Source organism: Thermomonospora cellulosilytica (genome assembly GCF_014138835.1).
Taxonomy (GTDB): domain Bacteria; phylum Actinomycetota; class Actinomycetes; order Streptosporangiales; family Streptosporangiaceae; genus Thermomonospora; species Thermomonospora amylolytica.
The window spans coordinates 1,214,337-1,234,026 of sequence record NZ_JACJII010000001.1; the positions used below are offsets into that span (position 1 = coordinate 1,214,337).

Consider the following 19,690-nt stretch of genomic DNA (forward strand, 5'->3'; position numbering starts at 1 on the left):
GGACCGGAGGTGGTGATCTTGATCCGTTCGGTGGCGGAGCTGACCGACGTGCCGACGCCCGCCTGGCCGGCGGTGCGGGAGGTCTTCGCCGACGCGCGGGCACCGGTCGAGGTCCTGCCCGTCTCGCCCGACGCCGGGGCGTCCGCGCTGTACCGGCTGCAGGTGACCACCCGGTCGGTGCTCGGTGCGCTGGCGTTCCACACCGGGGGCGTCCTCGTCGACCACGGCTGGGTGCGCGTGCTGGGCGGCGGCCATCCCGGACGCGGACTCCCCGGCCTGCCCGACGCCGCCGGCTTTCCCGACGACCCCGCCCAGGTGAACGGTCCCCCGCCCGCTCTGCTGGTGGGGTACGACGTGCTGGGCGGCCGGTTCGAGATCAACGGCCACGACCCCGCCGCGACCGGGAGGCCAGGCGATCCGGGTCAGCTCTGTTATTTCGCGCCGGACACGCTGGAGTGGGAGCCGTTGACCGTGGGCGGGCACGCCGCCTGGCTGGAGTGGCTGGTCTCGGGACACCTCGGCCGGTTCTACGAGGGCCTGCGCTGGAACGGCTGGGAGGACGACGTCGCCGCCCTCCCCTTGGACCACGGCATCGCCGTCTACCCGTTCCTGTTCACCGAGGAGGGCTCCGACATCGACGCCACCACCCGCCGCCCCGCCCCGATCGCCGAACTCTTCTCCTGGCAGAACGAGATGGCCGCCCGCTTCGCCCGCTGACCGTGCGAACGCCACGGACGTTTCAGCCGCCGAGCGCGTTCGCCACCGTCAGGCTGTCCTCGTAGATGTGGTAGCGGCTGATCAGCCCGTTCTCCACGGTCAGATGCAGCGCGAACGGCGACTCGTACTCACGCCCCGTGGCCTTGACCACCTGGACGATCCGCCCCAGCACCACCGCGTCCGCCCCGTCCACCAGGATCCGGTCCACCGTGGTCCCGTTCCGTTCCCGCACATGGAACGCGTCCAGCGAACGGAAGTGATCGGCGACGTCGGCCCGCTTCTCCCGCGGCCGGATCCAGGGCACCGCCGGATGCCCCTCGTCCGGCCAGCTCAGCCCCCACTCGACCGGCTCTGCGAACATCTCCGCGATCCGTTCCGGATCCCCCGCGCCGATCCGTGCCAGCAGTTCCGCGACGGTCTCTTCGGTGCTCATGCCCTCAGCCTCCCGGGCGCGCGTCACGGGATCCATTACCCCTCCGGTAACCAGAGGTGTCCTGGGCCGCCCGCCGTGAGGGACGGTCCTTCGTTCCGGGCGCGCGGTGCGGGAGCCATCGCCCGTCGGGTGATCAGGGCGACTCGATGTCCCGTGCCCACCCCGGCAGGGGCCTGCCCGGCCGTGTCTCCCGCATGAGTTCCAGCCGTTCCCGATGCTCGGCGATGTCCGGCGACCAGTACCGGAACCACTCGTTCACACTGGGCCAGGCGGGCCGCACCGTCTCGCCTTCGGAGATCAGCCAGACCGCCGGATCCTCGGCGGCGAGGTCGCACCCGTCGATGGCGTGGAACTCGTACCCCTGGTGCGCGACGATGACGAACATCCCCGCCGGGTCGGTCATCGCGTGTTCGACCATGTGCCGTCCTTCCGGTGTGCTGAGAGTGGGACGGTGCTCCCGCCGACCGGGTTTCGACCGTCCGGGCGACACCTGCGCCCGTCCCGGCGGGGGACGGGCGCAGGCGGTGCGCGGCTAGTCCTCGAGGGTGGTCACCGTGCCGGCGCCGACGGTGAGGCCGCCCTCGCGGACGGCGAAGCCGAGGCCCTCGGACAGGGCGACCGGCTTGCCCAGCTCCACCGACAGGTCGACCAGGTCGCCGGGGAGGGCCATGACGTCCTCGCCGCCGAGGTCGACCGTTCCGACCACGTCGGTGGTGCGGAAGTGGAACTGCGGCCGGTAGCCGTGGTGGAACGGCCTGCTCCGGCCGCCCTCGTCGGCGGTCAGCACCCGGACCCGGGCGCGGAACCGGCGGTGCGGGCGGATGCTGCCGGGGGCGCTGACGACCTGGCCGCGGCGGACCTGCTCGCGGCGGACGCCGCGGAGCAGCACCGCGGCGTTGTCGCCCGCCTCGGCGTGGTCCATGACCTGGCCGAACGTCTCCAGTCCGGTGGCCACCGTGGACAGCGTCTCCTCGGACAGGCCGACCACCTCGACGGGGTCGCCGACCCGCAGGGAGCCCTGGGCGACCACGCCGGTGACGACCGTGCCGCGGCCGGTGATGGACAGCACCCCCTCGACCGGCATCAGGAACGGCTGGTCGAGGATGCGCCGCGGCACCGGCACGTGCTCGTCGATCGCGTCCAGCAGGTCGACGATCCGCGCCGTCCAGTACGGGTCGCCCTCCAGCGCGCGCAGCCCGGAGACCCGCACCACCGGGGCCTGCTCCCCGGCGAACCCGTACGCCGACAGCAGTTCGCGGACCTCCAGCTCGACCAGGTCGAGCAGTTCGGCGTCCTCGACCGCGTCGGCCTTGTTGAGGGCCACCACGATGTGCCGCACGCCGACCTGGCGGGCCAGCACGATGTGCTCGCGGGTCTGCGGCATCGGCCCGTCCAGCGCGGAGACCACCAGGATCGCCCCGTCGATCTGCGCCGCGCCGGTGATCATGTTCTTGATGTAGTCGGCGTGACCCGGCATGTCGACGTGGGCGTAGTGCCTGGTGGCGGTCTCGTAGTGGACGTGCGCGATGTTGATGGTGATGCCGCGCTCGCGCTCCTCGTGGTGCCGGTCGATGCGCTCGAACGGCACGGCCCTGGCCAGCCCCCGGTCGGCGAGCACCTTGGTGATCGCCGCGGTGAGGGTGGTCTTGCCGTGGTCGACGTGCCCCATCGTGCCGATGTTGAGATGCGGCTTGGCGCGCTCGTAAAGCTGCTTGGCCATGACGTGCTGCGTCCTCACGTGGAATTCGGAACGGAACGTGAGAACCCCCGGGCAGGGCCGATGACGGGCCCCTGCCGGTGATGACCACCCTCCTCCGATGGTTCTCGAAGGACGGCTCGGAGGAGGGTCAGCGTCGCAGGCCGTCGAATGCCGCCGCGGCGACCGTCAGGGCGACGGCGGCCGACACCGCGCTCGGCGACCCGAAGGCCGCGAGCACGCTGGTGCCGGCTGCGAGGAACATGCCGTCGAGCGTACGGACCGCCCTCGGCCGGGTCGACCGAATTAATTCCCGCGCCGAGCCCGCCGTGGCGGCGTCGGCCGCGCGAGTCGATTCCCGCGCCGGGGGCTTGCGGCGGCGCGCTCGCACCCGCCGGTGACGGCCGGGGTATGGCCGCCGGTGTGCGGAACGTTCTCGAGCCGTCGGTGGCGACGTGTGCGCAACCGGCTAAGGCTCGGGTCGGAGCCTGCTTTTCGGTCATCCGTAAACTGGGGACCACTTACTCCGTCACCGATAAGTCTGCTTTGTCCGCGATCATGGGGTTACCCTGTGGCCGTCGTGACGCCCTCGGGCACGGTGGGATCGAACGGAGCTGCAGCATGGCCGATGACGTGATTCCGGACATCCCCACGGACGTGCCCACGTCGGCGCGCCTGTACGGGTGGACGCTGGGCGGCAAGGACAACTTCGAGGTCGACCGCAAGTTCGGCCTGGCCAGCATCCCGCACTTCCCCGAGATCGTGGACATCGCGCGGCAGAACCGGCTGTTCCTGTACCGGGTGGTGCGGTACCTGGCGCGGGAGGCGGGGATCCGGCAGTTCGTCGACATGGGCTGCGGGCTGCCGACCGACCAGAACGTGCACCAGGTGGCGCAGAGGTTCGCCCCCGACGCCCGCGTGCTGTACGTCGACATCGACCCGATCGTGCTGGCCCACGCGCGCGCCCTGCTGGCCGGCGACGGCTCCACGGTGGTGATCACCGCCGACATGCGCGACCCGCAGGCCGTTCTCGACCACCCCGACACCAAGCGGCTGATCGACTTCGACGAGCCGCTGGCGGTGCTGTACCTGTCGGTCGGGCACCACCTGCTCGACGCCGACGACCCCCGCCGCGTCCTGCACCACGTCATCGACCGCGCCGTGCCCGGCAGCCACCTGGCGTTCACCCAGATCGTCTCCTCGGACCCCGAGCGCCGCGCGCAGATGGACGCCGTGGCCAACGCCGCCGGCATGCCCTGGAAGACCCGCAGCACCGCCGAGGTCGACGCCCTGCTGGAGGGCCTGGAGCCGGTCGAGCCGGGCCTCGGCGACATCAACGACTGGCGCCCCGACCCCGACCAGCCCCCGCTGGCCCCCGTCCCCGAAGAGCTGAAGCAGTACGTCGGGGCCTCCAAGCTCCGCAACGACCTGCACGAGTACGGCGGCCTGCTCCGCAAGCCCTGACCCGTCTCCGAGACCGCCCCGCGCCCGCCCGCCGGGAGGAACGCGTCAGGCGGGCTTGCGGGCGATGAGGAGGAGGGCGCCGGCCAGGGCGCCCAGGAGCTGGCAGCAGGCGATGGCCAGCAGGAGGCCGGTGGCGCCAAGGTGGGCGGCCAGGGCGCCGGTGAGGGCGGCGCCGAGGGCGGCGGAGCCGATCTTGAGGCTGCCGCCGGTGGTGTTGACCTGGCCGAGCCGGTCCGCGGGGGCCTCGCGCTGGCGGACGGTCAGGGTCGCGGCGAACACCGGCCCGTCGCACACGCCCGCCAGGGCGAACCCGGCCAGCGCCCAGGGCATCGACGGGGCCAGCGTGATCGACGCCAGCGCCAGCCCGAACGCGACCATGCCGGCCAGCAGCACCCGTTCGGCCCGCCGCGCCGACAGCCAGCGGGCCGAGGCCAGCGACCCGGCCAGCGACCCGGCGGCGAACGCGGCGATGAGCCGGCCGCCCGCACCGGCCGGCTCCCCGAGATGCTCGGCGAACAGCACGGCGGTGACCGCGACGCCGCCCATGCCGAGGAACGCCATCGTGGTCGCGCAGGTCACGGCCCGCAGCACCCGGTTGGCCGCCAGCACCACCAGACCGCCGGCGATCACCTCCAGGAGCGGCCACCGGGCCTCCGGCGGGCGCGGGCCGGCGGGCGGCGCCGGGGGAACGGCCAGGAAGGGCAGCAGGACCAGCCCGAGCGCGGCGCTGCCCACGACCGCCAGCCCCGCGTACCCGGCCCCCGGCCCGGCGGCCAGGGCGGCGGCCAGCCCCGGGCCGGTGATCGCGGCGACGTTGTAGGTCGCCGCCTCCAGCCCGTACGCGCCGGTCAGCCGGTGGGCCGGGACGAAGCGGGGCAGCAGGCCGGTGAGCGCCACCACGATCGGCTCGGTGCAGCCGACCGCCACGGCCAGGACCAGCGCCAGGAGCAGCGGCACCCGCCCGGCCACCAGCATCAGCAGCGCGGCGGCCAGCACGTAGCAGCCCGCCAGCGCGAGGGCGAAGGTCCGGGGGCGCCTCGTCCGGTCCAGGGCGTGCCCCACGGCGGGACCGGCCACCACGTACGGGAGCATCACCCCCGCCTGCAGGAACCCGGCCAGCGCGGCCTGCCCGGTGCGCGCCTGGACGACCAGCACCAGCCCCGTTCCCAGCCCCTCGGCGGACACCCGCAGCAGCGTGGCCGCGCCCAGATGCACCGTGTGGACGGGGGCCCGCGGGGTCATCGGCGCCGCTCAGGGGCGTTGGGGGGAGTGCGCATGCCGGTCCGAGCATAGAACGGCGACCCGGGTTTGAGCCGCCCCCCACAGGTCATGAGTCCGGATCAAACGGTCCCCTCGGGACGTTCGAGCATAGGCTGGCCAGAGTGACCCATACCTACCGTGTCGAGAGCGAGGTCGGCAGGCTCCGTACGGTGCTGCTGCACCGTCCGGGGGCCGAACTCAAGCGGCTCACCCCGCGCAACAACGACAAGCTGCTGTTCGACGGGATCCCCTGGGTCGGCCGGGCGCAGGAGGAGCACGACGCCTTCGCGCAGGCGCTGCGCGACCACGGCGTCGAGGTCCTGTACGTGATCGAGCTGCTGCAGGACGCCCTGGAGTACGACGACGCCCGCCGTGAGGCCATCGCCGAGGCGATCGACGACCGGCGCCTGGGCGACCGGCTCCGCGCCGTGGTCGAGAGCCACCTGCAGGAACTGGATCCCGAGCGCCTGGCGCACACCCTGATCGCCGGACTGGCCCACGAGGAGCTCAAGTCCGCGCACGGCCTGGTCTACCGCCTGATGGACCCGCGCGACTTCATCATCGACCCGCTGCCGAACCTGCTGTTCACCCGGGACTCCAGCGCCTGGATCGGCCCACGGGTGGCGGTGACCAGCCTGGCGATGCGGGCCCGCCGCCGCGAGACCTCGCTGACCCGGCTGATCTACGAGCACCATCCGCGGTTCCGCGGGGTGGAGCTGGTCTACCGGCCGGAGCTGGAGCACGTGGAGGGCGGCGACGTCCTGCTGCTGGCCCCCGGCGTGATCGCGGTCGGCACCGGCGAGCGCACCACCCCGGCGGGGGTGGAACGGCTGGCCCGGCAGGTCTTCGCCGCCGGGGTCGCGCACACCGTGCTGGCCGTCCCGATCGCGCAGGAACGGGCCACCATGCACCTGGACACCATCTGCACGATGGTCGACGTCGACACCGTCGTGATGTATCCGCCGGTGGCGTACTCGCTGACCGCCTACACCGTCCGCCCCGACGACGGCGACCTGCGGATCTCGGAGGAACGCCCGTTCCTGGAGGCCGCCGCCGAGGCCATGGGCACAGGCCGGCTCCGCGTCATCGACACCGGCCTGGACCCGGTCACCGCCGAACGCGAGCAGTGGGACGACGGCAACAACACCCTCGCGATCGCCCCGCGCCTGGCCGTCGCCTACGAGCGCAACACCGAGACCAACGCCCAGCTCGAGGCCGCGGGCATCGAGGTGATCAGGATCGCGGGCAGCGAGCTGGGCAGCGGGCGCGGCGGCCCGCGCTGCATGTCCTGCCCGATCCGGCGCGACCCGGTCTGAGGTCTGGATGCTCGGGCGGTGTCGACGGGGGCACGACAGCGCCCGAGCTGGGCAAGACCATACAGCCCCGGTCCCGCCAAGGGGCCCGGTGTGCTCGATCGCACATTCCCCGCCGCCCCTCGGTGTCCCCCGCCCCAACGCCGCCGGGCGGGCGGGGCGGCTCAGCCGCCGGCGAGGCGGGTGTGGTTGAGGCGGGCGGTGGAGCCCACGACCCCGGTGTCGTCGTCGGTGAAGGCCGCGGTCTGGGCGAGCTTGGGCACGGAGCCGCCGTGCGCGGGGGCGTTGCGGGGGGCGTTGAGGACGGCCCAGACGGTGGTGCAGCCGGGCTCGTGGCGCACGCCCCAGTGTTCGGCGAGGGCCTCCACGATGCCGAGGCCGCGTCCGCCGAGCGAGGACAGGGTGGGCCGGCCGCGGCGGGGCTCGGTCATCGCGCCCCCGTCGCTGACCGCGACCTCGATGGCGTCGCCGGTGCGGATCCAGCTCACCCGGACCTGGCCGGACGGCAGCGGCCTGGCGTGCCGGAGCGCGTTGCTGAGCAGCTCGCTGATGATCACCGCCGCGTCGTCCACCACCCCGGAACGCACTCCGGAGGCCAGCAGCTCGGAGCAGAGGCGCTTACGGGCGACCGCGACGCTCGACGGCGCGTGCGGCAGCAGTACGACGCTCGACGCCCTCACCTCCCCCGGTCCGGTGACGATCCGTCGGCCATGCTACGACCGAAATGCCCTGATGCGGACAGCTGGAAACACGCCCGAAATGCGGCCTCCGGGTCCACCCGCCCCTCCGCGCCGGTCCGCGCCCCGGCCCGGCGGCCGGACGGCGACCCGGCCCGAAAAGGCGCGAACACGCCCTCATCGGGACAACGAGCGATCGGCCCTCCCGTCACGGCCAATCACCCCCAGACCCGTGCCGATGACGAACGAATCCGCATCTTGACCTATCCACCTGTGAGCGGGATTACTCCTCTCATCGGCGTTTCGTCCGTCACATCACCGACATCGGGGATGAATCGCCTGATCAGCCCTTCGAAGCCCTGAAAGGCGATCACGACGGTCGGACGACCGCAGCGGAGCGAGGATCGTCCGAACCGTTACCTCGGGGGTCTGGGGGTCGTCCCCCAGCTCGGCAGGCCGGACGACCGCAGCGAAGTGAGGATCGTCCGAACCGTCACTCCGGGGGTCTGGGGGTCGTCCTCCAGGACGACGGGGATCAGTCCGCGGGGCGGAGGGTCAGGCGCATGGTGGTGCCGCCGCCGGGGCGGGAGTGCGCGGAGACGTCCCCCTGCTGGGCCTGGGCCAGCCGCTTCACGATGTACAGGCCCAGCCCGATGCCGCCGAAACGGCGGCGGTCCCCGGCGTCGCCCTGGACGAAGCGCTCGAAGATCCGCTCGTGGTCGCCGGGGGCGATGCCCACGCCCTCGTCGGAGACCGTCACGACCAGGTCCCCGCCCTCGGCCCAGGCCCGGACCGACACCGTGCCGCCGTCCGGGGAGTACTTGAAGGCGTTCTCCAGCAGTTGGCCCAGGATGATGTCGGTGGCCATCCAGTCCCCGCGCACCGGCGGCAGGTCGTCGGCCACCTCCAGCTCCACGGTGTGCAGCTCCGACAGCGAACGGAACCCGGCCACCGACGCCTCCAGCAGCCGGGCCAGGTCGAACTTCTCGATCGTGATCTTCAGCTCGCCCGCCCCGGCGCGCGAGCCCAGCAGCAGGTGCTCCACCAGCCGGCCCAGCGCGCGGGCGCGCTCGGCGATGGTCTCCACCGCCAGCCGCCGGTCGGCGTCCGAGAGCTTGTCCCACCGGTTGACCAGCGTGCTGGCGAACCCCTGCACCACCGTGATCGGGGTGCGCAGCTCGTGGCTGGTGGTCGCCAGGAACAGGTCCTTGGCCTCCTCCAGGTCCTTGGCCTCGGTGACGTCCCGGAAGTCCACCACCAGCTCGCCGGTCTCGGTGACCTCGGCGCACAGCACGTTCAGCCACACCCCGGACGGCAGCCGCTGGGTGAGCGTCTCGCCGGGCGCCGGGACCTCGAACGGGGGCGGCTTGCCGAGCGCGTCCGCGGCCGGGACGCCGGTGAGCCGGCGGGCGGCCGGGTTCCACTGGCGGACCAGGCCGCGGCGGTCCAGCACGGCGATGCCGTCCGCGCTGGAGTCGATCACCGCGCGCTCGTGGGCGCGCTGGCGGACGGCCTCGGCGTAGGCGACCGCGTTGCCGACCGCGACCCCGGCGTGCCCGGCCAGCAGCTCCAGCAGCTCCAGCTCGGCGTGCCCCACCTTGCGGCCGGAGAACAGCGCGTACAGCGCCCCGTACGGCTGGTTCTGCAGGTACGACAGGCCGAGCGCGATGGTGTGCAGGCCCGTCAGCTCCGACCAGATCAGGTCGCCCAGCCGGCGCTCCCCGGTGGCCAGCATCACCGTCTTGCCCGACCGCAGCAGCTCGCCGACCAGGCTGGGCCGCAGGTCGGCGACCGCGCCGCGCATGCGCTCGGGCAGGCCGTGCATGCTGACCAGCTCCAGCCGCTCCCCGTGGATCCGCACGAAGCCGCCTGCGTCGGCCCCGGTCAGCTCGATCAGCGCGGTGGTGATCCGGTCCAGCACGGTGCCCAGGTCCAGCTCGGCGTTCAGGTCGGCGACCACCTCGTTGAGCCGCCGCACCAGCCGGGCCCGTTCGGCCATGTGGTGCTGCGCCACGTCGGCGTCGTCGACCGGGTGGTAGACGCCGACCCAGCCGAGCAGCCCGCCGGACGGGTCGTGCAGGGCGCTGGTGTCGATCCGCACGTCGATCAGCCGCCCGTCGCGGCGGAACCGCCGGGTGGCGATGGAGATCTGCCCGCCCTGGCGGACCCGCTCCAGCACCGCGTTCTGCTCGGCCTGCAGCTCGTGCGGGATGATCGGCGGAACGCGGCCCAGCACCTCGCCGGCCGACCAGCCGAACATCCGCTCGGCCGCCGGGTTCCACAGCGACACCCGCATCTGCTCGTCCACCGCGACGATCGCGTCGGCCGCGCATTCGATGACCGCGCGGACGATCGCGTCCTGACCGCCCGGAGGGTCTGGAGGGGGAGCCACGCCTGTCATCGTGCCACCGGTCCACTCAGTGCGCCGGGCGAAGCCGGATGGAAGGTTCCCACGTCAACAGCCATGTCACCGCAGGATCACCACCCGATCGGCACGTTCGGCGGAACGCCGGGCACTCTACCGGGAGGTAACGGGCTCCGTGGCGGCGGCCCCGCCGGACGGCCGGATCCGGCCCGCCGCCAGCGCGGCCAGCCCGGCGGCCAGGAACGACAGCAGCGACGCGCTGGTCCACGGCTGCGGGGTGAAGCCCAGCAGCTCCCGCAGGTCCGTCCACAGCGCCGACCAGCCGCCCACCGAGCCCGGGTTGATCAGCTGGTACGTCACGAAGCCGATCGCCCAGGCCGCGATCATCCCCCACCGGGACGGGGCCGCCGCCGACAGGTTCCAGCCGCGCCGCCCCCGGCCGAGGAAGAAGTCCACCGCCAGCACGCCGAGCATCGGCACGAACACCGACCCGATCAGCGACAGGAAGCCCGCGTAGTCGCCCATGTCCAGCACCAGCGCCAGCCCGGTGATCAGCGCGCCCAGCGCCACGGCCAGCACCCGCCGGTCCGCCCTGGGCACGATGTTCTGGATCGACACGGCGGTGGAGTACACGTTGGCGAACGACTGGTCGGCCTCCCGCAGCACGAACACCGCGAAGAACCAGGCCCCCAGCGTCACCCCGAGGAACGGCGTGTAGACCTGTGCCGAGTCCCCCGCCACCAGGGCGAGCGCCAGCAGGCCGAGCACGTAGGCGATGATCTGCGTCGCCGCGTACGCGACCGTCGCCGCCCCGAACGCGCCGCGCGCGCTGCGGGCGTGCCGGGTGTAGTCGGCGGCCAGCGGCACCCAGGAGATCGACACCGCCAGCGCCGCGTCCGCCCCGGCCCAGAACAGGCTCCACGACTGCGTTCCGGACCCGGGGGCGGCGCCCAGGTCGGGCAGCGGCTCGCGCAGGAGCTGGAGGTAGAAGTACACCAGCGCGATCATCACGGCGGCGGTCACGTACCGGCGCAGCAGCCGCACCGACCCCAGCGGCCAGATCGCCAGCACCGTGGTCAGCACGCCCGCGGCCAGCACGTACGCCCAGCGCGGGACGCCGTCGTACAGCTGCCGCGCCGCGTCGGCGATCACGATCAGCTCGAACGTGCCCCAGCCGACGAGCTGCACGATGTTGAGCGCGGTCGGCACGTACGACAGCCGCGCCCCGAACAGCCCGCGCAGCAGCACCATCGCGGGCTGCCCGGTGCGGGCTCCGGGGACGGCGGCCAGGCCCAGCATCAGCCCGCCCAGCACGGTCCCGACGATCATCGCGACGATGCCCGCCGTGATCGGCAGTTGCGCGGCGCCGTTCTCGTCCGGTGCCAGCACGGTGTACGCGCCGGAGAAGGCGAACAGGCTGACGCCGAGGTTGGCCCAGAACGCGCTCTGGTCCCAGAAGCCCAGGACCCTGGGGGCCTCCTCGTCGAGGGTGTACGGGGCCTCGTCGCGAGGCGCGTCCTGCGTGGCGGCACGCACGACTGATTTCACGGCACGCTCCCTACGCCGGCATTACCCGGACAGGTTCCTGCGGTCGGCGACGCCGTCGTGTCGCCCTCTCAGCCCGGTCGGCCCGAGCTCCCGCGCGATGTCCACTTGTGGTCGGGAAGATCGTACATTGCCGGAATTCCAGGTCTGCGCCTGGCCGTCCGGTTTACGCTGCCCCCGTGACACGCACCCGCACCGGCCTGCTGGTGGCCGCCGCCCTGCTCGCCCTCACCGGCTGCGGTGAGGTCCGCCAGGCCGCCGAGGAGGGCTTCGAGCTCGGCAAGCGCGAGGGCATGATCGAGGTCGTCGGCGCCACCGCCATCGAGCAGGAGACGGGCGTCGCCGTCAACGGCGACCTGTCGTGCACCGTCCAGGGCTCCGACCCCGCCGCCACCCCGGTCACCTGCCGGGGCGCCGCCGCCGACGGCCGGGAGGTCACCCTCACCGGGACGATCACCTCCACCGCCCCCCTGAGCGAGTCCGACTGGGTGCGCGGCGACTTCGTCGTCCAGGCGGGCGGCGAGGAACTGTTCCGCGCCGACTGCCTGGGCAACTGCTAGGCCACGTAGGGCTCGTCGGAGGTCTCGGAGACCATCGGCAGGCCGGCGGCGGCCCACTGCTGCATCCCGCCGTCGACGTTGCGGGCGGTCCAGCCGGCGTTGTTGAGCGCCACCGTCACCTGGGCGGAACGGCCTCCCACCCGGCACACCACGTACACCTCGCGGTCCTGCGGGATCTCCGCCGCCCGGTCGTTCAGCTCGCTCATCGGGATGTGCACGGCGTCCGGCGCGTGCCCCGCGTCCCACTCGTCCTGCTCACGGACGTCCAGCAGGTACGCGCCCTGCGGCACCTCGGTCACGCCCACGGCCGGAACGTCCTGCCCGAAAAACATCACGCCCCCATGGAACCGTGTGACGCCCCCGCGCGTCGAATCCGCATGCGGTACCGGACGCCACTGACCACCGCGGCGGGCGTCGCCACGTTCGCCGCCATCGCACTGACCGGCTGCGGCGCAGAGGACCCCGCGGGCGCCCCGCCCGCGAGCGTGTCCCCGGCCCCGCGGACCGAACTGACCGTCGAGGTCCGTGACAAGCCCGGCATGCCGGCCGTCATGTGGACCCTCACCTGCGACCCCGCCGGCGGCACCCATCCGAGGCCGCAGGCAGCCTGCCAGGCGCTCGCGGCGGCGGACCGGCCGTTCGAGCCGGTCCCCGAGGACGCCGCCTGCACCCAGATCCACGGCGGCGACCAGACCGCCAGGGTCACCGGCACCTGGCGCGGCGACAGGGTCGACGCCCGCTTCACCCGCCTGAACGGCTGCGAGATCGCCCGCTGGCAGAAGGCCGCCCCCCTCCTCGCCCCCACAGGCTGATCCGCCCGTTCGACCCGGGCGCCCTCCCGCCGCGACCTACGATCGGACGGACGATCCGACCGCGACCCAGGAGCGCCCGGCATGACGATCTGGCATGAGCATCAGCACGAGCCGATCACATGGGAGGCGTACCTCGACATCGACGAGGAGACCCGCCGGGATCTGGAGCTCGTCGATGGATACGTCGTGCCTCGCGAGCAGCGCGGGCGTGACCACCAGAAGGTGGCCACCAGATTGTCGCTCGCCCTGGAACGTGAGGCCGTCGCGGAGATGCGCCGCACGGGCCGCGCGGAGTGCTACGAGACCAACACCGAGGTCGATGTGCTGCTCTGGGAGAGGCCTCCGACCGCCCGCAAGCCCGACGCGGTCCTTCATCGCTGTCTGCCGGAGTTCGAACAGCTCGCGGCCGAGCATTGCCTGATCGTCGTGGAAGTGCTCTCGACCTGGTCCGATCGGCGTGATCGCGTCTACAAGATGGCGGACTACGCCGACGCCGGCATCCCGCACTACTGGCTGGTCCAGTTCGACAAGGTCGGGGCCGTCGCCATCGAACGCTACGCCCTCACCGGCGGCAGAGGACCCTACACCCACATCGGGACGACCCATCGCGACATGGGGCCCGAGGCCGTGCACGTCACTTCCCCGTTCGGCATTCGCGTGCTGTGGGAGGACCTGGAAGTGGCCCCGAAGGTCTGAGACGCGCTCCGCGACGAGGACACCGGCGAGTCCCGGCCCCGGCGGTCACTTGAGGAGGCGGGACAGGCGGCGGTCGGCGAGGGGTTTGCCGCCGGTCTGGCAGGTGGGGCAGTACTGCAGGGAACTGTCGGCGAAGGAGACCTCGCGGACGGTGTCGCCGCAGACGGGGCACTTCTGCCCGGTGCGGCCGTGGACGCGCAGGCCGGTCTTCTTCTCGGCGCCGGCGGCCGGGCCCGGGGAGCGCTCGACGGCGTCGCGCAGGGTGGTGCCGATGGCCTCGTACAGGGCGCGGACCTCCTCGTCGGACAGGCTCGCGGCGATCTTGAACGGGGACATCCGGGCGGCGTGCAGCACCTCGTCGGAGTAGACGTTGCCGATCCCGGCGATCACCTTCTGGTCGCGGAGCAGCCCCTTGATCCGGGTGCGCCGCCCGCCGACGATCTCCCGGAACGCCTCCAGGGTGAACGCCTCGTCCAGGGGGTCGGGCCCCAGCGCGGCGATCCCGGGCACCTCGGCGGGATCCCGGACGACGTACACCGCCAGCCCCTTCTTGCTGCCGGCCTCGGTCAGGTCGAACCCCGAGCCGTCGTCCAGATGCACCCGCACGGCCAGCGGGTTCCTGCCCCCGGGCCGCACCGGCCGGGTGGGGACCTGCTCCTGCCAGCGCAGCCATCCCGACCGGGCCAGGTGCACGACGAGATGGATCCCGTCCACGTCCAGATCGAGGAACTTGCCGTGCCGCGTCACCCCGCCGACGCTCAGCCCCTGCAACGCGGTCACGGGCGGGTCGTAGGTCTTCAACGCGGAGACGGCGGCGACGTCGATCCGGGCGACGGCACGGCCGACCGCACGCTCGCGCAGGAACGAGGCCAGCGCCTCGACCTCGGGCAGCTCGGGCATGCCCCAGTATCCGCATGCGCCGCCCCGTCCTGTCCACACCCCTGTGGATCACTGTGGACACACCTGTGGATAACTCCGGGCGGCCTCTGCCGCCCCACTTTGTGCATATGCATACCTGTGCAAATCCCCTCATCCGGCATCCGTCTCCCGAAGCCGACATCCACAACTCCTGTGGATAACGGGCGCTCATCGCCGTGGCGCGCTTGACCGCCGCACCCCCGACGCGGCGGCGAGCGGGCCTTGGGGTGCGAACGACCTGCGTGAGGTCGCGGCGGGGCTTGCCCGCTGCCGTCGGAGGGGGCGGGGGATGTCCGGGTTGTTGCTCGAGGCGGGTTTCGGGCTGGTCGTCGGGTGGGGGCGATGGGTGGGGCTGAGGCCGGGCACAGCGTGTCGCGTTCCACGGTGTGGCAGGAGGGTCAGTTACCCCCTCCTGGTATCTGAGCACCTATGATGCAGGTCTCATAAACGGGTAGGGGGTAGGGGTTGCCGTTCGGCCGCGAGGGTGGCAACATCGGAGGCGTGATACCCCCCAGGGGTAATTGAGGAGGATTTCGGATGAGCACGAGCACCTACACCGTCGTCGGGATGACCTGCGGGCACTGCGTCGCCTCGGTCAAGGAGGAAGTGGGCGAGGTGCCGGGGGTGACCGGTGTGGAGGTCGACCTGGCGAGCGGGCGGATGACCGTGACGGGCGAGGGCGCCCTCGACGACTCCCGGATCCGGGCGGCCGTCGAGGAGGCCGGTTACCAGGTGAAGGGCTGATCGACGATGAACACCCCGACCAAGCTGGGAGCGTACGTTCTCGGCCTGGGCGTGGTCTTCGCCGGTGCGGCGGTGGTCGGTAACGTCGCCGGCCCCGCCGGGCCGGAGGAGACGGTCCGTGCGCAGGGGCACGGGGAGCATTCCGGTGCGGGTCACGGCGGCGGGGCTCACGCCGATGCGCCGCCGGTGCCGGGCGGGCTGCAGGTCTCGCAGGACGGGTACACGCTCGTTCCGCAGGCGACCACGGTCCAGGCCGGTGAGCGGGACGAGTTCCGGTTCACCGTGAACGGGCCGGACGGGCGGCCGGTCACCCGGTTCGCCACGATCCACGGCAAGCCGCTGCACCTGATCGCCGTCCGCCGCGACCTGCGGAACTACCAGCACCTGCATCCCCGGATGAACGCCTCGGGGGTATGGTCCGTTCCGCTGGAGCTGCCCGACCCGGGGACCTACCGGATCTTCACCGACTTCCAGCCGCAGGGGGCCGCCGAGCAGCTCACCCTCGGCACGGACGTCACCGCGCCCGGCGACCACCGGCCCGAGGACCTGCCGAAGGCGGAACAGACCGCCACGGTGGACGGTTATGAGGTCCGGCTGACCGGCACCCTCCTTCCCGGCCGCTCCAGCAGGCTGACCCTGTCGGTGAGCAGGGACGGCGAGCCGGTCACCGACCTGGAGCCCTACCTGGGCGCGTACGGTCACCTGGTGGCGCTGCGCAGCGGCGACCTGGCGTACCTGCACGTCCACCCGGACGGGGAACCCGGCGACGGCAGGACCAGGCCCGGCCCGGACATCACCTTCCACGCCGAGGTCCCCAGCTCCGGCGCGTACCGGCTCTACCTGGACTTCCAGCACGAGGGGAAGGTGCGCACCGCCGAGTTCACCGCCGTCGCGGGACAGGGCGTCACCGTCCCGTCCGCCGAGCCCGCCCCACCGGGCGACGGCCACGACCACACCCACTGAAACACCCCCGGCGGCCCCGTTCCAGAGGCCGGCGGCGCTGTGGAAGACCGTTCACCCAACCGACCCCGACGACAGGAGGGACGATGAGCACCGGCGATGCGACCGGGTCCATCGAGCTGGCGATCGGCGGGATGACCTGTGCCTCCTGCGCGGCCCGCATCGAGCGCAAGCTGAACAAGCTGGACGGCGTCACCGCGACGGTCAACTACGCCACCGAGAAGGCCACCGTCACCGTCTCGTCCGCGGACGTCACCGTCGAGGACCTGATCGGCACCGTCGAGAAGGCCGGGTACACCGCCGCGCTGCCGGAGCCCCCGGCGGCCGAGACCGAGACCGGTGCCGCGCCCGACGAGCTGGGCCCCCTGCGGCAGCGGCTGATCACCTCGGTCGTGCTGTCCGTGCCGATCATCGCGATGGCGATGATCCCGGCCCTGCAGTTCGACAACTGGCAGTGGCTGTCGCTGACCCTGGCCGCCCCGGTGGTGACGTACGGCGGATGGCCGTTCCACCGCGCCGCGTGGGTCAACCTGCGGCACGGCGCCGCCACCATGGACACGCTGGTCTCGCTGGGCACGCTGGCGGCGTTCGGCTGGTCGCTGTGGGCGCTGTTCTTCGGCGAGGCGGGGATGCCGGGGATGCGGCACGGGTTCGAGTTCTCGATGACCCGCGGCGACGGGTCGATGAACATCTACCTGGAGGCCGCCGCCGGGGTGACCATGTTCATCCTCGCCGGGCGGTACTTCGAGGCCCGCTCCAAGCGCCGCGCCGGGGCCGCCCTGCGGGCGCTGCTGGAACTGGGCGCCAAGGACGTCTCCGTGCTGCGGAACGGCCGTGAGGAGCGCATCCCCGTCGAACGGCTCGAGGTCGGCGACCTGTTCGTGGTCCGCCCCGGCGAGAAGATCGCCACCGACGGGGTGATCGAGGAGGGCTCGTCGGCCGTGGACGCCTCCATGCTGACCGGCGAGTCCGTGCCCGTCGAGGTCGGCCCCGGCGACACCGTCGCGGGCGCGACCGTGAACGCCGGCGGACGCCTGGTCGTGCGGGCCACCCGGGTCGGCTCCGACACCCAGCTCGCCCAGATGGCCCGCCTGGTGGAGGAGGCGCAGACCGGCAAGGCCCGGGTGCAGCGGCTGGCCGACCGGATCTCCGGGGTCTTCGTCCCGGTCGTGATCGCGCTGGCGGTGGCGACCCTGGGGTTCTGGCTGGGCAGCGGGGCGGGCGCGACCGCCGCGTTCACCGCCGCCGTGGCCGTGCTGATCATCGCCTGCCCGTGCGCGCTGGGCCTGGCCACCCCGACCGCGCTGATGGTCGGAACGGGCCGGGGCGCCCAGCTCGGCATCCTGATCAAGGGCCCGGAGGTGCTGGAGTCCACCCGCGCCGTCGACACCGTGGTGCTGGACAAGACCGGCACCGTCACCACCGGGAAGATGGCGCTGGTCGAGGTGATCACCGCCGACGGGGTGGCGGCCGACGAGGTGCTGCGCCTGGCGGGCGCGCTGGAGGACGCCTCCGAGCACCCCATCGCCCAGGCCATCGCCCGTGGCGCCCGCGACCGGGTGGGCGAACTGCCCGCCGTGGAGGACTTCGCCAACGTCGAGGGCTTGGGCGTGCAGGGGATCGTGGACGGCCACGGCGTGCTGGTGGGCCGCCCGCAGCTGCTGGCCGAGTGGTCGCAGCACCTGCCGCCCTCCCTGCGGGAGGCCCTGGAGGCGGCCCAGTCCACCGGGCGCACCGCCGTCGCGGTCGGCTGGGACGGGCAGGCCCGCGCGGTGATCACGGTCGCCGACCAGATCAAGCCGACCTCCGCCGAGGCCGTCGCCCGATTCCGTGAGCTGGGCCTGCACCCGGTGCTGCTGACCGGGGACAACGAGACGGTGGCGCGTACCGTGGCGGCCGAGGTCGGGATCGACGAGGTGATCGCCGAGGTCCTGCCCGCCGACAAGGTCGACGTGGTCAAGCGCCTGCAGGCCGAGGGCCGTACGGTCGCCATGGTCGGGGACGGGGTGAACGACGCCGCCGCCCTCGCCCAGGCCGACCTGGGGCTGGCCATGGGCACCGGCACCGACGTGGCCATCGAGGCGTCCGACCTGACCCTGGTGCGCGGCGACCTGCGCGCGGCGGCCGACGCGATCCGCCTGTCGCGGCGCACCCTGACCACCATCAAGGGCAACCTGTTCTGGGCGTTCGCCTACAACGTCGCCGCCCTCCCGCTGGCCGCCGCCGGCCTGCTCAACCCGATGATCGCGGGCGGGGCGATGGCGTTCTCCTCGGTGTTCGTGGTGGCCAACAGCCTCCGCCTGCGCCGCTTCAAGCCGCTGACCGCCGCCTCCCCGGAACACCCGGCCCCGGCCAAGGCCCCGGAGAAGGTCGCCGTCACCACACCCTGATCCCCGTTCCGCCGACCGACCGCCGCCGGGCCTCGCGCCCCGGCGGCGGTCTCGCGTTCCGTCCCATTGCGCATCAAGCCTTGGCGGCGTACGCCAGGATCCGTACATCCGGACGGCAGACCCCGCCCGAGGCCCTGCTCAAACGGTTCGTCTCCAAGGCGGGGTGCTGTGGTGGAACGGGTGCGAGGGCGGCGGCATCGGATGTGCCTGAACGTGGTGCCGGGTGAACGAGGGGCGGGGCAATGGCCGGGTTGAGGACCTTGGTGGAGGAGGCGGAGCCGGTCGCCCGGTTCGACGGGATGACGACCGGGCTGGGACAGGCGGTGCCGCTCCGGGTCCTGTGGCACGCCGGGCGACGGCGGTGGCTGGTGCACCTGACGTATGACGGGGGCCTGGCGGAGGCGGGGGCGCTGCGGGAGTTCGCCGAGGCCGTGGTGCGGATCGTGGAGAGCCGGGAGGGCGTCCACGAGACGCTGCTCGTCGACGACGGGTACGGCTCGATCGAGGTCGGAATGGAGGCCGTGGACGGGGCGGTCGAACTGTCGGCGTTCCTGTACTACGACACGCGGCAGGACTTCGTGGGGGTCAGCGCACTGGGGGAGCCGCTGTTCCACAACTTCCTCGGCTCGGCCTACCTGCAACTGGATGGGACCGTGACCGACGAGGAGCGACTGGTCGCCAACGCGCGGGCGCTACTGGACAGGCTGGCGTCGACGCCCGACGCGGAGCCCGTTCCCTCGCCTCCCCGCTACGAGGACGTGGTGGAACTGGTGGATCCGGACCGCGGCCATCAGCGGCTCGTCCTGTCCCGCCGGGTGAACGACGGTGCGTGGCGGATCGGCGTGCTGCCCACGATGACGACCGAGATCGACGTCTCCGGTGCGCGCGCCCTGGCCGACGCCCTGGTCACGCCCGGCCTGGAGGCCACGGTGATCGAGAACGACCGGTACCGCCTGACGGTCGCCGTCGAGGACGGCACCGTCCTGTGCCGCTTCACCTCACCCGGCGAGGGCCGTGTGCTGGAGGAACGGGTCCGCGGCCTGGACGCGGAGGTCATCGCCCGCAACGCCCGCACCCTCCGCGACGCCTTGGCCGGCTGAACGACGACCGGCGTACGCCCACCCCGGAGACCGCCGGGCC

Annotated in this window: 19 protein-coding genes and 1 riboswitch; of the genes, 10 read left to right on the top strand and 9 right to left on the bottom strand. The window is 72.8% G+C overall.

The annotated features are described in order from the left end of the window. Window positions 1-9 precede the first annotated feature (9 nt). The gene (locus HNR21_RS05890; protein ID WP_220500050.1) at window positions 10-717 is read left to right on the top strand and encodes a DUF2625 family protein; all 708 of its coding nucleotides are present in this window, start codon (window positions 10-12) and stop codon (window positions 715-717) included. A gap of 22 nt (window positions 718-739) precedes the next feature. On the opposite strand, the gene HNR21_RS05895 is transcribed toward HNR21_RS05890, so the two are convergent. The 3 genes from HNR21_RS05895 to tuf all read right to left on the bottom strand — a co-directional run bounded on the left by HNR21_RS05895 (window position 740) and on the right by tuf (window position 2,870). Further along, window positions 740-1,150, bottom strand: coding sequence for a nuclear transport factor 2 family protein (locus HNR21_RS05895; RefSeq protein WP_182704378.1), 411 nt, complete (start codon window positions 1,148-1,150; stop codon window positions 740-742). Between the two features lie 133 nt (window positions 1,151-1,283). Next, window positions 1,284-1,568 (bottom strand): hypothetical protein, encoded by a 285-nt coding sequence (locus HNR21_RS05900; RefSeq protein ID WP_182704379.1) that lies wholly within the window; start codon window positions 1,566-1,568, stop codon window positions 1,284-1,286. Between the two features lie 114 nt (window positions 1,569-1,682). Further along, window positions 1,683-2,870 carry an elongation factor Tu gene (tuf, locus tag HNR21_RS05905; RefSeq protein ID WP_182704380.1) on the bottom strand — a complete coding sequence of 396 codons (1,188 nt, stop codon included), beginning with the start codon at window positions 2,868-2,870 and terminating at the stop codon, window positions 1,683-1,685. A gap of 597 nt (window positions 2,871-3,467) precedes the next feature. Here tuf and HNR21_RS05910 point away from each other — a divergent pair. Then, window positions 3,468-4,310: an SAM-dependent methyltransferase gene (locus HNR21_RS05910; protein WP_182704381.1), complete on the top strand. Its 843-nt coding sequence runs from the start codon at window positions 3,468-3,470 to the stop codon at window positions 4,308-4,310. Window positions 4,311-4,355: 45 nt separating this feature from the next. Here HNR21_RS05910 and HNR21_RS05915 read toward each other — a convergent pair whose 3' ends face one another. Beyond that, window positions 4,356-5,552, bottom strand: coding sequence for an MFS transporter (locus HNR21_RS05915; RefSeq protein WP_182704382.1), 1,197 nt, complete (start codon window positions 5,550-5,552; stop codon window positions 4,356-4,358). A 140-nt stretch (window positions 5,553-5,692) separates the two neighbouring features. Here HNR21_RS05915 and HNR21_RS05920 point away from each other — a divergent pair, with 140 nt between their 5' ends. Continuing rightward, window positions 5,693-6,886: an arginine deiminase gene (locus HNR21_RS05920; RefSeq protein WP_182704383.1), complete on the top strand. Its 1,194-nt coding sequence runs from the start codon at window positions 5,693-5,695 to the stop codon at window positions 6,884-6,886. Between the two features lie 161 nt (window positions 6,887-7,047). On the opposite strand, the gene HNR21_RS05925 is transcribed toward HNR21_RS05920, so the two are convergent. The 3 genes from HNR21_RS05925 to HNR21_RS05935 form a co-directional block, all read right to left on the bottom strand. Continuing rightward, window positions 7,048-7,563 (bottom strand): ATP-binding protein, encoded by a 516-nt coding sequence (locus HNR21_RS05925; protein ID WP_119726438.1) that lies wholly within the window; start codon window positions 7,561-7,563, stop codon window positions 7,048-7,050. A 532-nt stretch (window positions 7,564-8,095) separates the two neighbouring features. Beyond that, on the bottom strand, window positions 8,096-9,961 hold the full coding sequence (locus HNR21_RS05930; RefSeq protein ID WP_119726439.1) for a PAS domain-containing sensor histidine kinase: 1,866 nt from the start codon (window positions 9,959-9,961) through the stop codon (window positions 8,096-8,098). A 117-nt stretch (window positions 9,962-10,078) separates the two neighbouring features. Further along, on the bottom strand, window positions 10,079-11,473 hold the full coding sequence (locus HNR21_RS05935; protein WP_312880866.1) for a purine-cytosine permease family protein: 1,395 nt from the start codon (window positions 11,471-11,473) through the stop codon (window positions 10,079-10,081). Then, a riboswitch (TPP riboswitch) is annotated at window positions 11,464-11,577 on the bottom strand. It overlaps the preceding gene by 10 nt. Window positions 11,578-11,649: 72 nt before the next feature. On the opposite strand from HNR21_RS05935, the gene HNR21_RS05940 reads away from it, so the two are divergent. Next, complete coding sequence (locus HNR21_RS05940; RefSeq protein ID WP_182704384.1) at window positions 11,650-12,030, top strand: hypothetical protein; 381 nt, start codon at window positions 11,650-11,652, stop codon at window positions 12,028-12,030. On the opposite strand, the gene HNR21_RS05945 is transcribed toward HNR21_RS05940, so the two are convergent. Then, on the bottom strand, window positions 12,027-12,362 hold the full coding sequence (locus HNR21_RS05945; RefSeq protein WP_182708500.1) for a rhodanese-like domain-containing protein: 336 nt from the start codon (window positions 12,360-12,362) through the stop codon (window positions 12,027-12,029). The two genes, HNR21_RS05940 and HNR21_RS05945, sit on opposite strands and share 4 nt — an antisense overlap. A gap of 45 nt (window positions 12,363-12,407) precedes the next feature. Between HNR21_RS05945 and HNR21_RS05950 the strand changes: the two genes are divergently transcribed. Next, the gene (locus HNR21_RS05950; protein ID WP_182704385.1) at window positions 12,408-12,842 is read left to right on the top strand and encodes an SSI family serine proteinase inhibitor; all 435 of its coding nucleotides are present in this window, start codon (window positions 12,408-12,410) and stop codon (window positions 12,840-12,842) included. A gap of 81 nt (window positions 12,843-12,923) precedes the next feature. Beyond that, window positions 12,924-13,538 (top strand): Uma2 family endonuclease, encoded by a 615-nt coding sequence (locus tag HNR21_RS05955; protein WP_182704386.1) that lies wholly within the window; start codon window positions 12,924-12,926, stop codon window positions 13,536-13,538. Window positions 13,539-13,583: 45 nt separating this feature from the next. Here the strand turns inward: HNR21_RS05955 and HNR21_RS05960 are convergent, their stop codons facing one another. After that, complete coding sequence (locus HNR21_RS05960) at window positions 13,584-14,438, bottom strand: Fpg/Nei family DNA glycosylase (protein WP_182704387.1); 855 nt, start codon at window positions 14,436-14,438, stop codon at window positions 13,584-13,586. A gap of 555 nt (window positions 14,439-14,993) precedes the next feature. On the opposite strand from HNR21_RS05960, the gene HNR21_RS05965 reads away from it, so the two are divergent. The 4 genes from HNR21_RS05965 to HNR21_RS05980 all read left to right on the top strand — a co-directional run bounded on the left by HNR21_RS05965 (window position 14,994) and on the right by HNR21_RS05980 (window position 19,650). After that, window positions 14,994-15,200 carry a heavy-metal-associated domain-containing protein gene (locus HNR21_RS05965; RefSeq protein WP_119726446.1) on the top strand — a complete coding sequence of 69 codons (207 nt, stop codon included), beginning with the start codon at window positions 14,994-14,996 and terminating at the stop codon, window positions 15,198-15,200. A gap of 6 nt (window positions 15,201-15,206) precedes the next feature. Continuing rightward, complete coding sequence (locus HNR21_RS05970; RefSeq protein WP_182704388.1) at window positions 15,207-16,163, top strand: DUF8832 domain-containing protein; 957 nt, start codon at window positions 15,207-15,209, stop codon at window positions 16,161-16,163. Between the two features lie 83 nt (window positions 16,164-16,246). Next, entirely contained in the window at window positions 16,247-18,550 is a 2,304-nt protein-coding gene (locus tag HNR21_RS05975) for a heavy metal translocating P-type ATPase (protein ID WP_182704389.1), read from the top strand. A gap of 263 nt (window positions 18,551-18,813) precedes the next feature. Beyond that, on the top strand, window positions 18,814-19,650 hold the full coding sequence (locus tag HNR21_RS05980) for a hypothetical protein (protein WP_182704390.1): 837 nt from the start codon (window positions 18,814-18,816) through the stop codon (window positions 19,648-19,650). Window positions 19,651-19,690 lie beyond the last annotated feature (40 nt).

Excerpts from the sequence above, each read along its gene's own strand:
- tuf (WP_182704380.1), bottom strand. The coding sequence starts at position 2,870 with ATGGCCAAGCAGCTTTACGAGCGCGCCAAGCCGCATCTCAACATCGGC.
- HNR21_RS05975 (WP_182704389.1), top strand. The coding sequence starts at position 16,247 with ATGAGCACCGGCGATGCGACCGGGTCCATCGAGCTGGCGATCGGCGGG.
- HNR21_RS05915 (WP_182704382.1), bottom strand. The coding sequence starts at position 5,552 with ATGACCCCGCGGGCCCCCGTCCACACGGTGCATCTGGGCGCGGCCACG.
- HNR21_RS05950 (WP_182704385.1), top strand. The coding sequence starts at position 12,408 with ATGCGGTACCGGACGCCACTGACCACCGCGGCGGGCGTCGCCACGTTC.
- HNR21_RS05895 (WP_182704378.1), bottom strand. The coding sequence starts at position 1,150 with ATGAGCACCGAAGAGACCGTCGCGGAACTGCTGGCACGGATCGGCGCG.
- HNR21_RS05965 (WP_119726446.1), top strand. The coding sequence starts at position 14,994 with ATGAGCACGAGCACCTACACCGTCGTCGGGATGACCTGCGGGCACTGC.
- HNR21_RS05900 (WP_182704379.1), bottom strand. The coding sequence starts at position 1,568 with ATGGTCGAACACGCGATGACCGACCCGGCGGGGATGTTCGTCATCGTC.
- HNR21_RS05910 (WP_182704381.1), top strand. The coding sequence starts at position 3,468 with ATGGCCGATGACGTGATTCCGGACATCCCCACGGACGTGCCCACGTCG.
- HNR21_RS05930 (WP_119726439.1), bottom strand. The coding sequence starts at position 9,961 with ATGACAGGCGTGGCTCCCCCTCCAGACCCTCCGGGCGGTCAGGACGCG.
- HNR21_RS05955 (WP_182704386.1), top strand. The coding sequence starts at position 12,924 with ATGACGATCTGGCATGAGCATCAGCACGAGCCGATCACATGGGAGGCG.
- HNR21_RS05970 (WP_182704388.1), top strand. The coding sequence starts at position 15,207 with ATGAACACCCCGACCAAGCTGGGAGCGTACGTTCTCGGCCTGGGCGTG.
- HNR21_RS05960 (WP_182704387.1), bottom strand. The coding sequence starts at position 14,438 with ATGCCCGAGCTGCCCGAGGTCGAGGCGCTGGCCTCGTTCCTGCGCGAG.
- HNR21_RS05945 (WP_182708500.1), bottom strand. The coding sequence starts at position 12,362 with ATGTTTTTCGGGCAGGACGTTCCGGCCGTGGGCGTGACCGAGGTGCCG.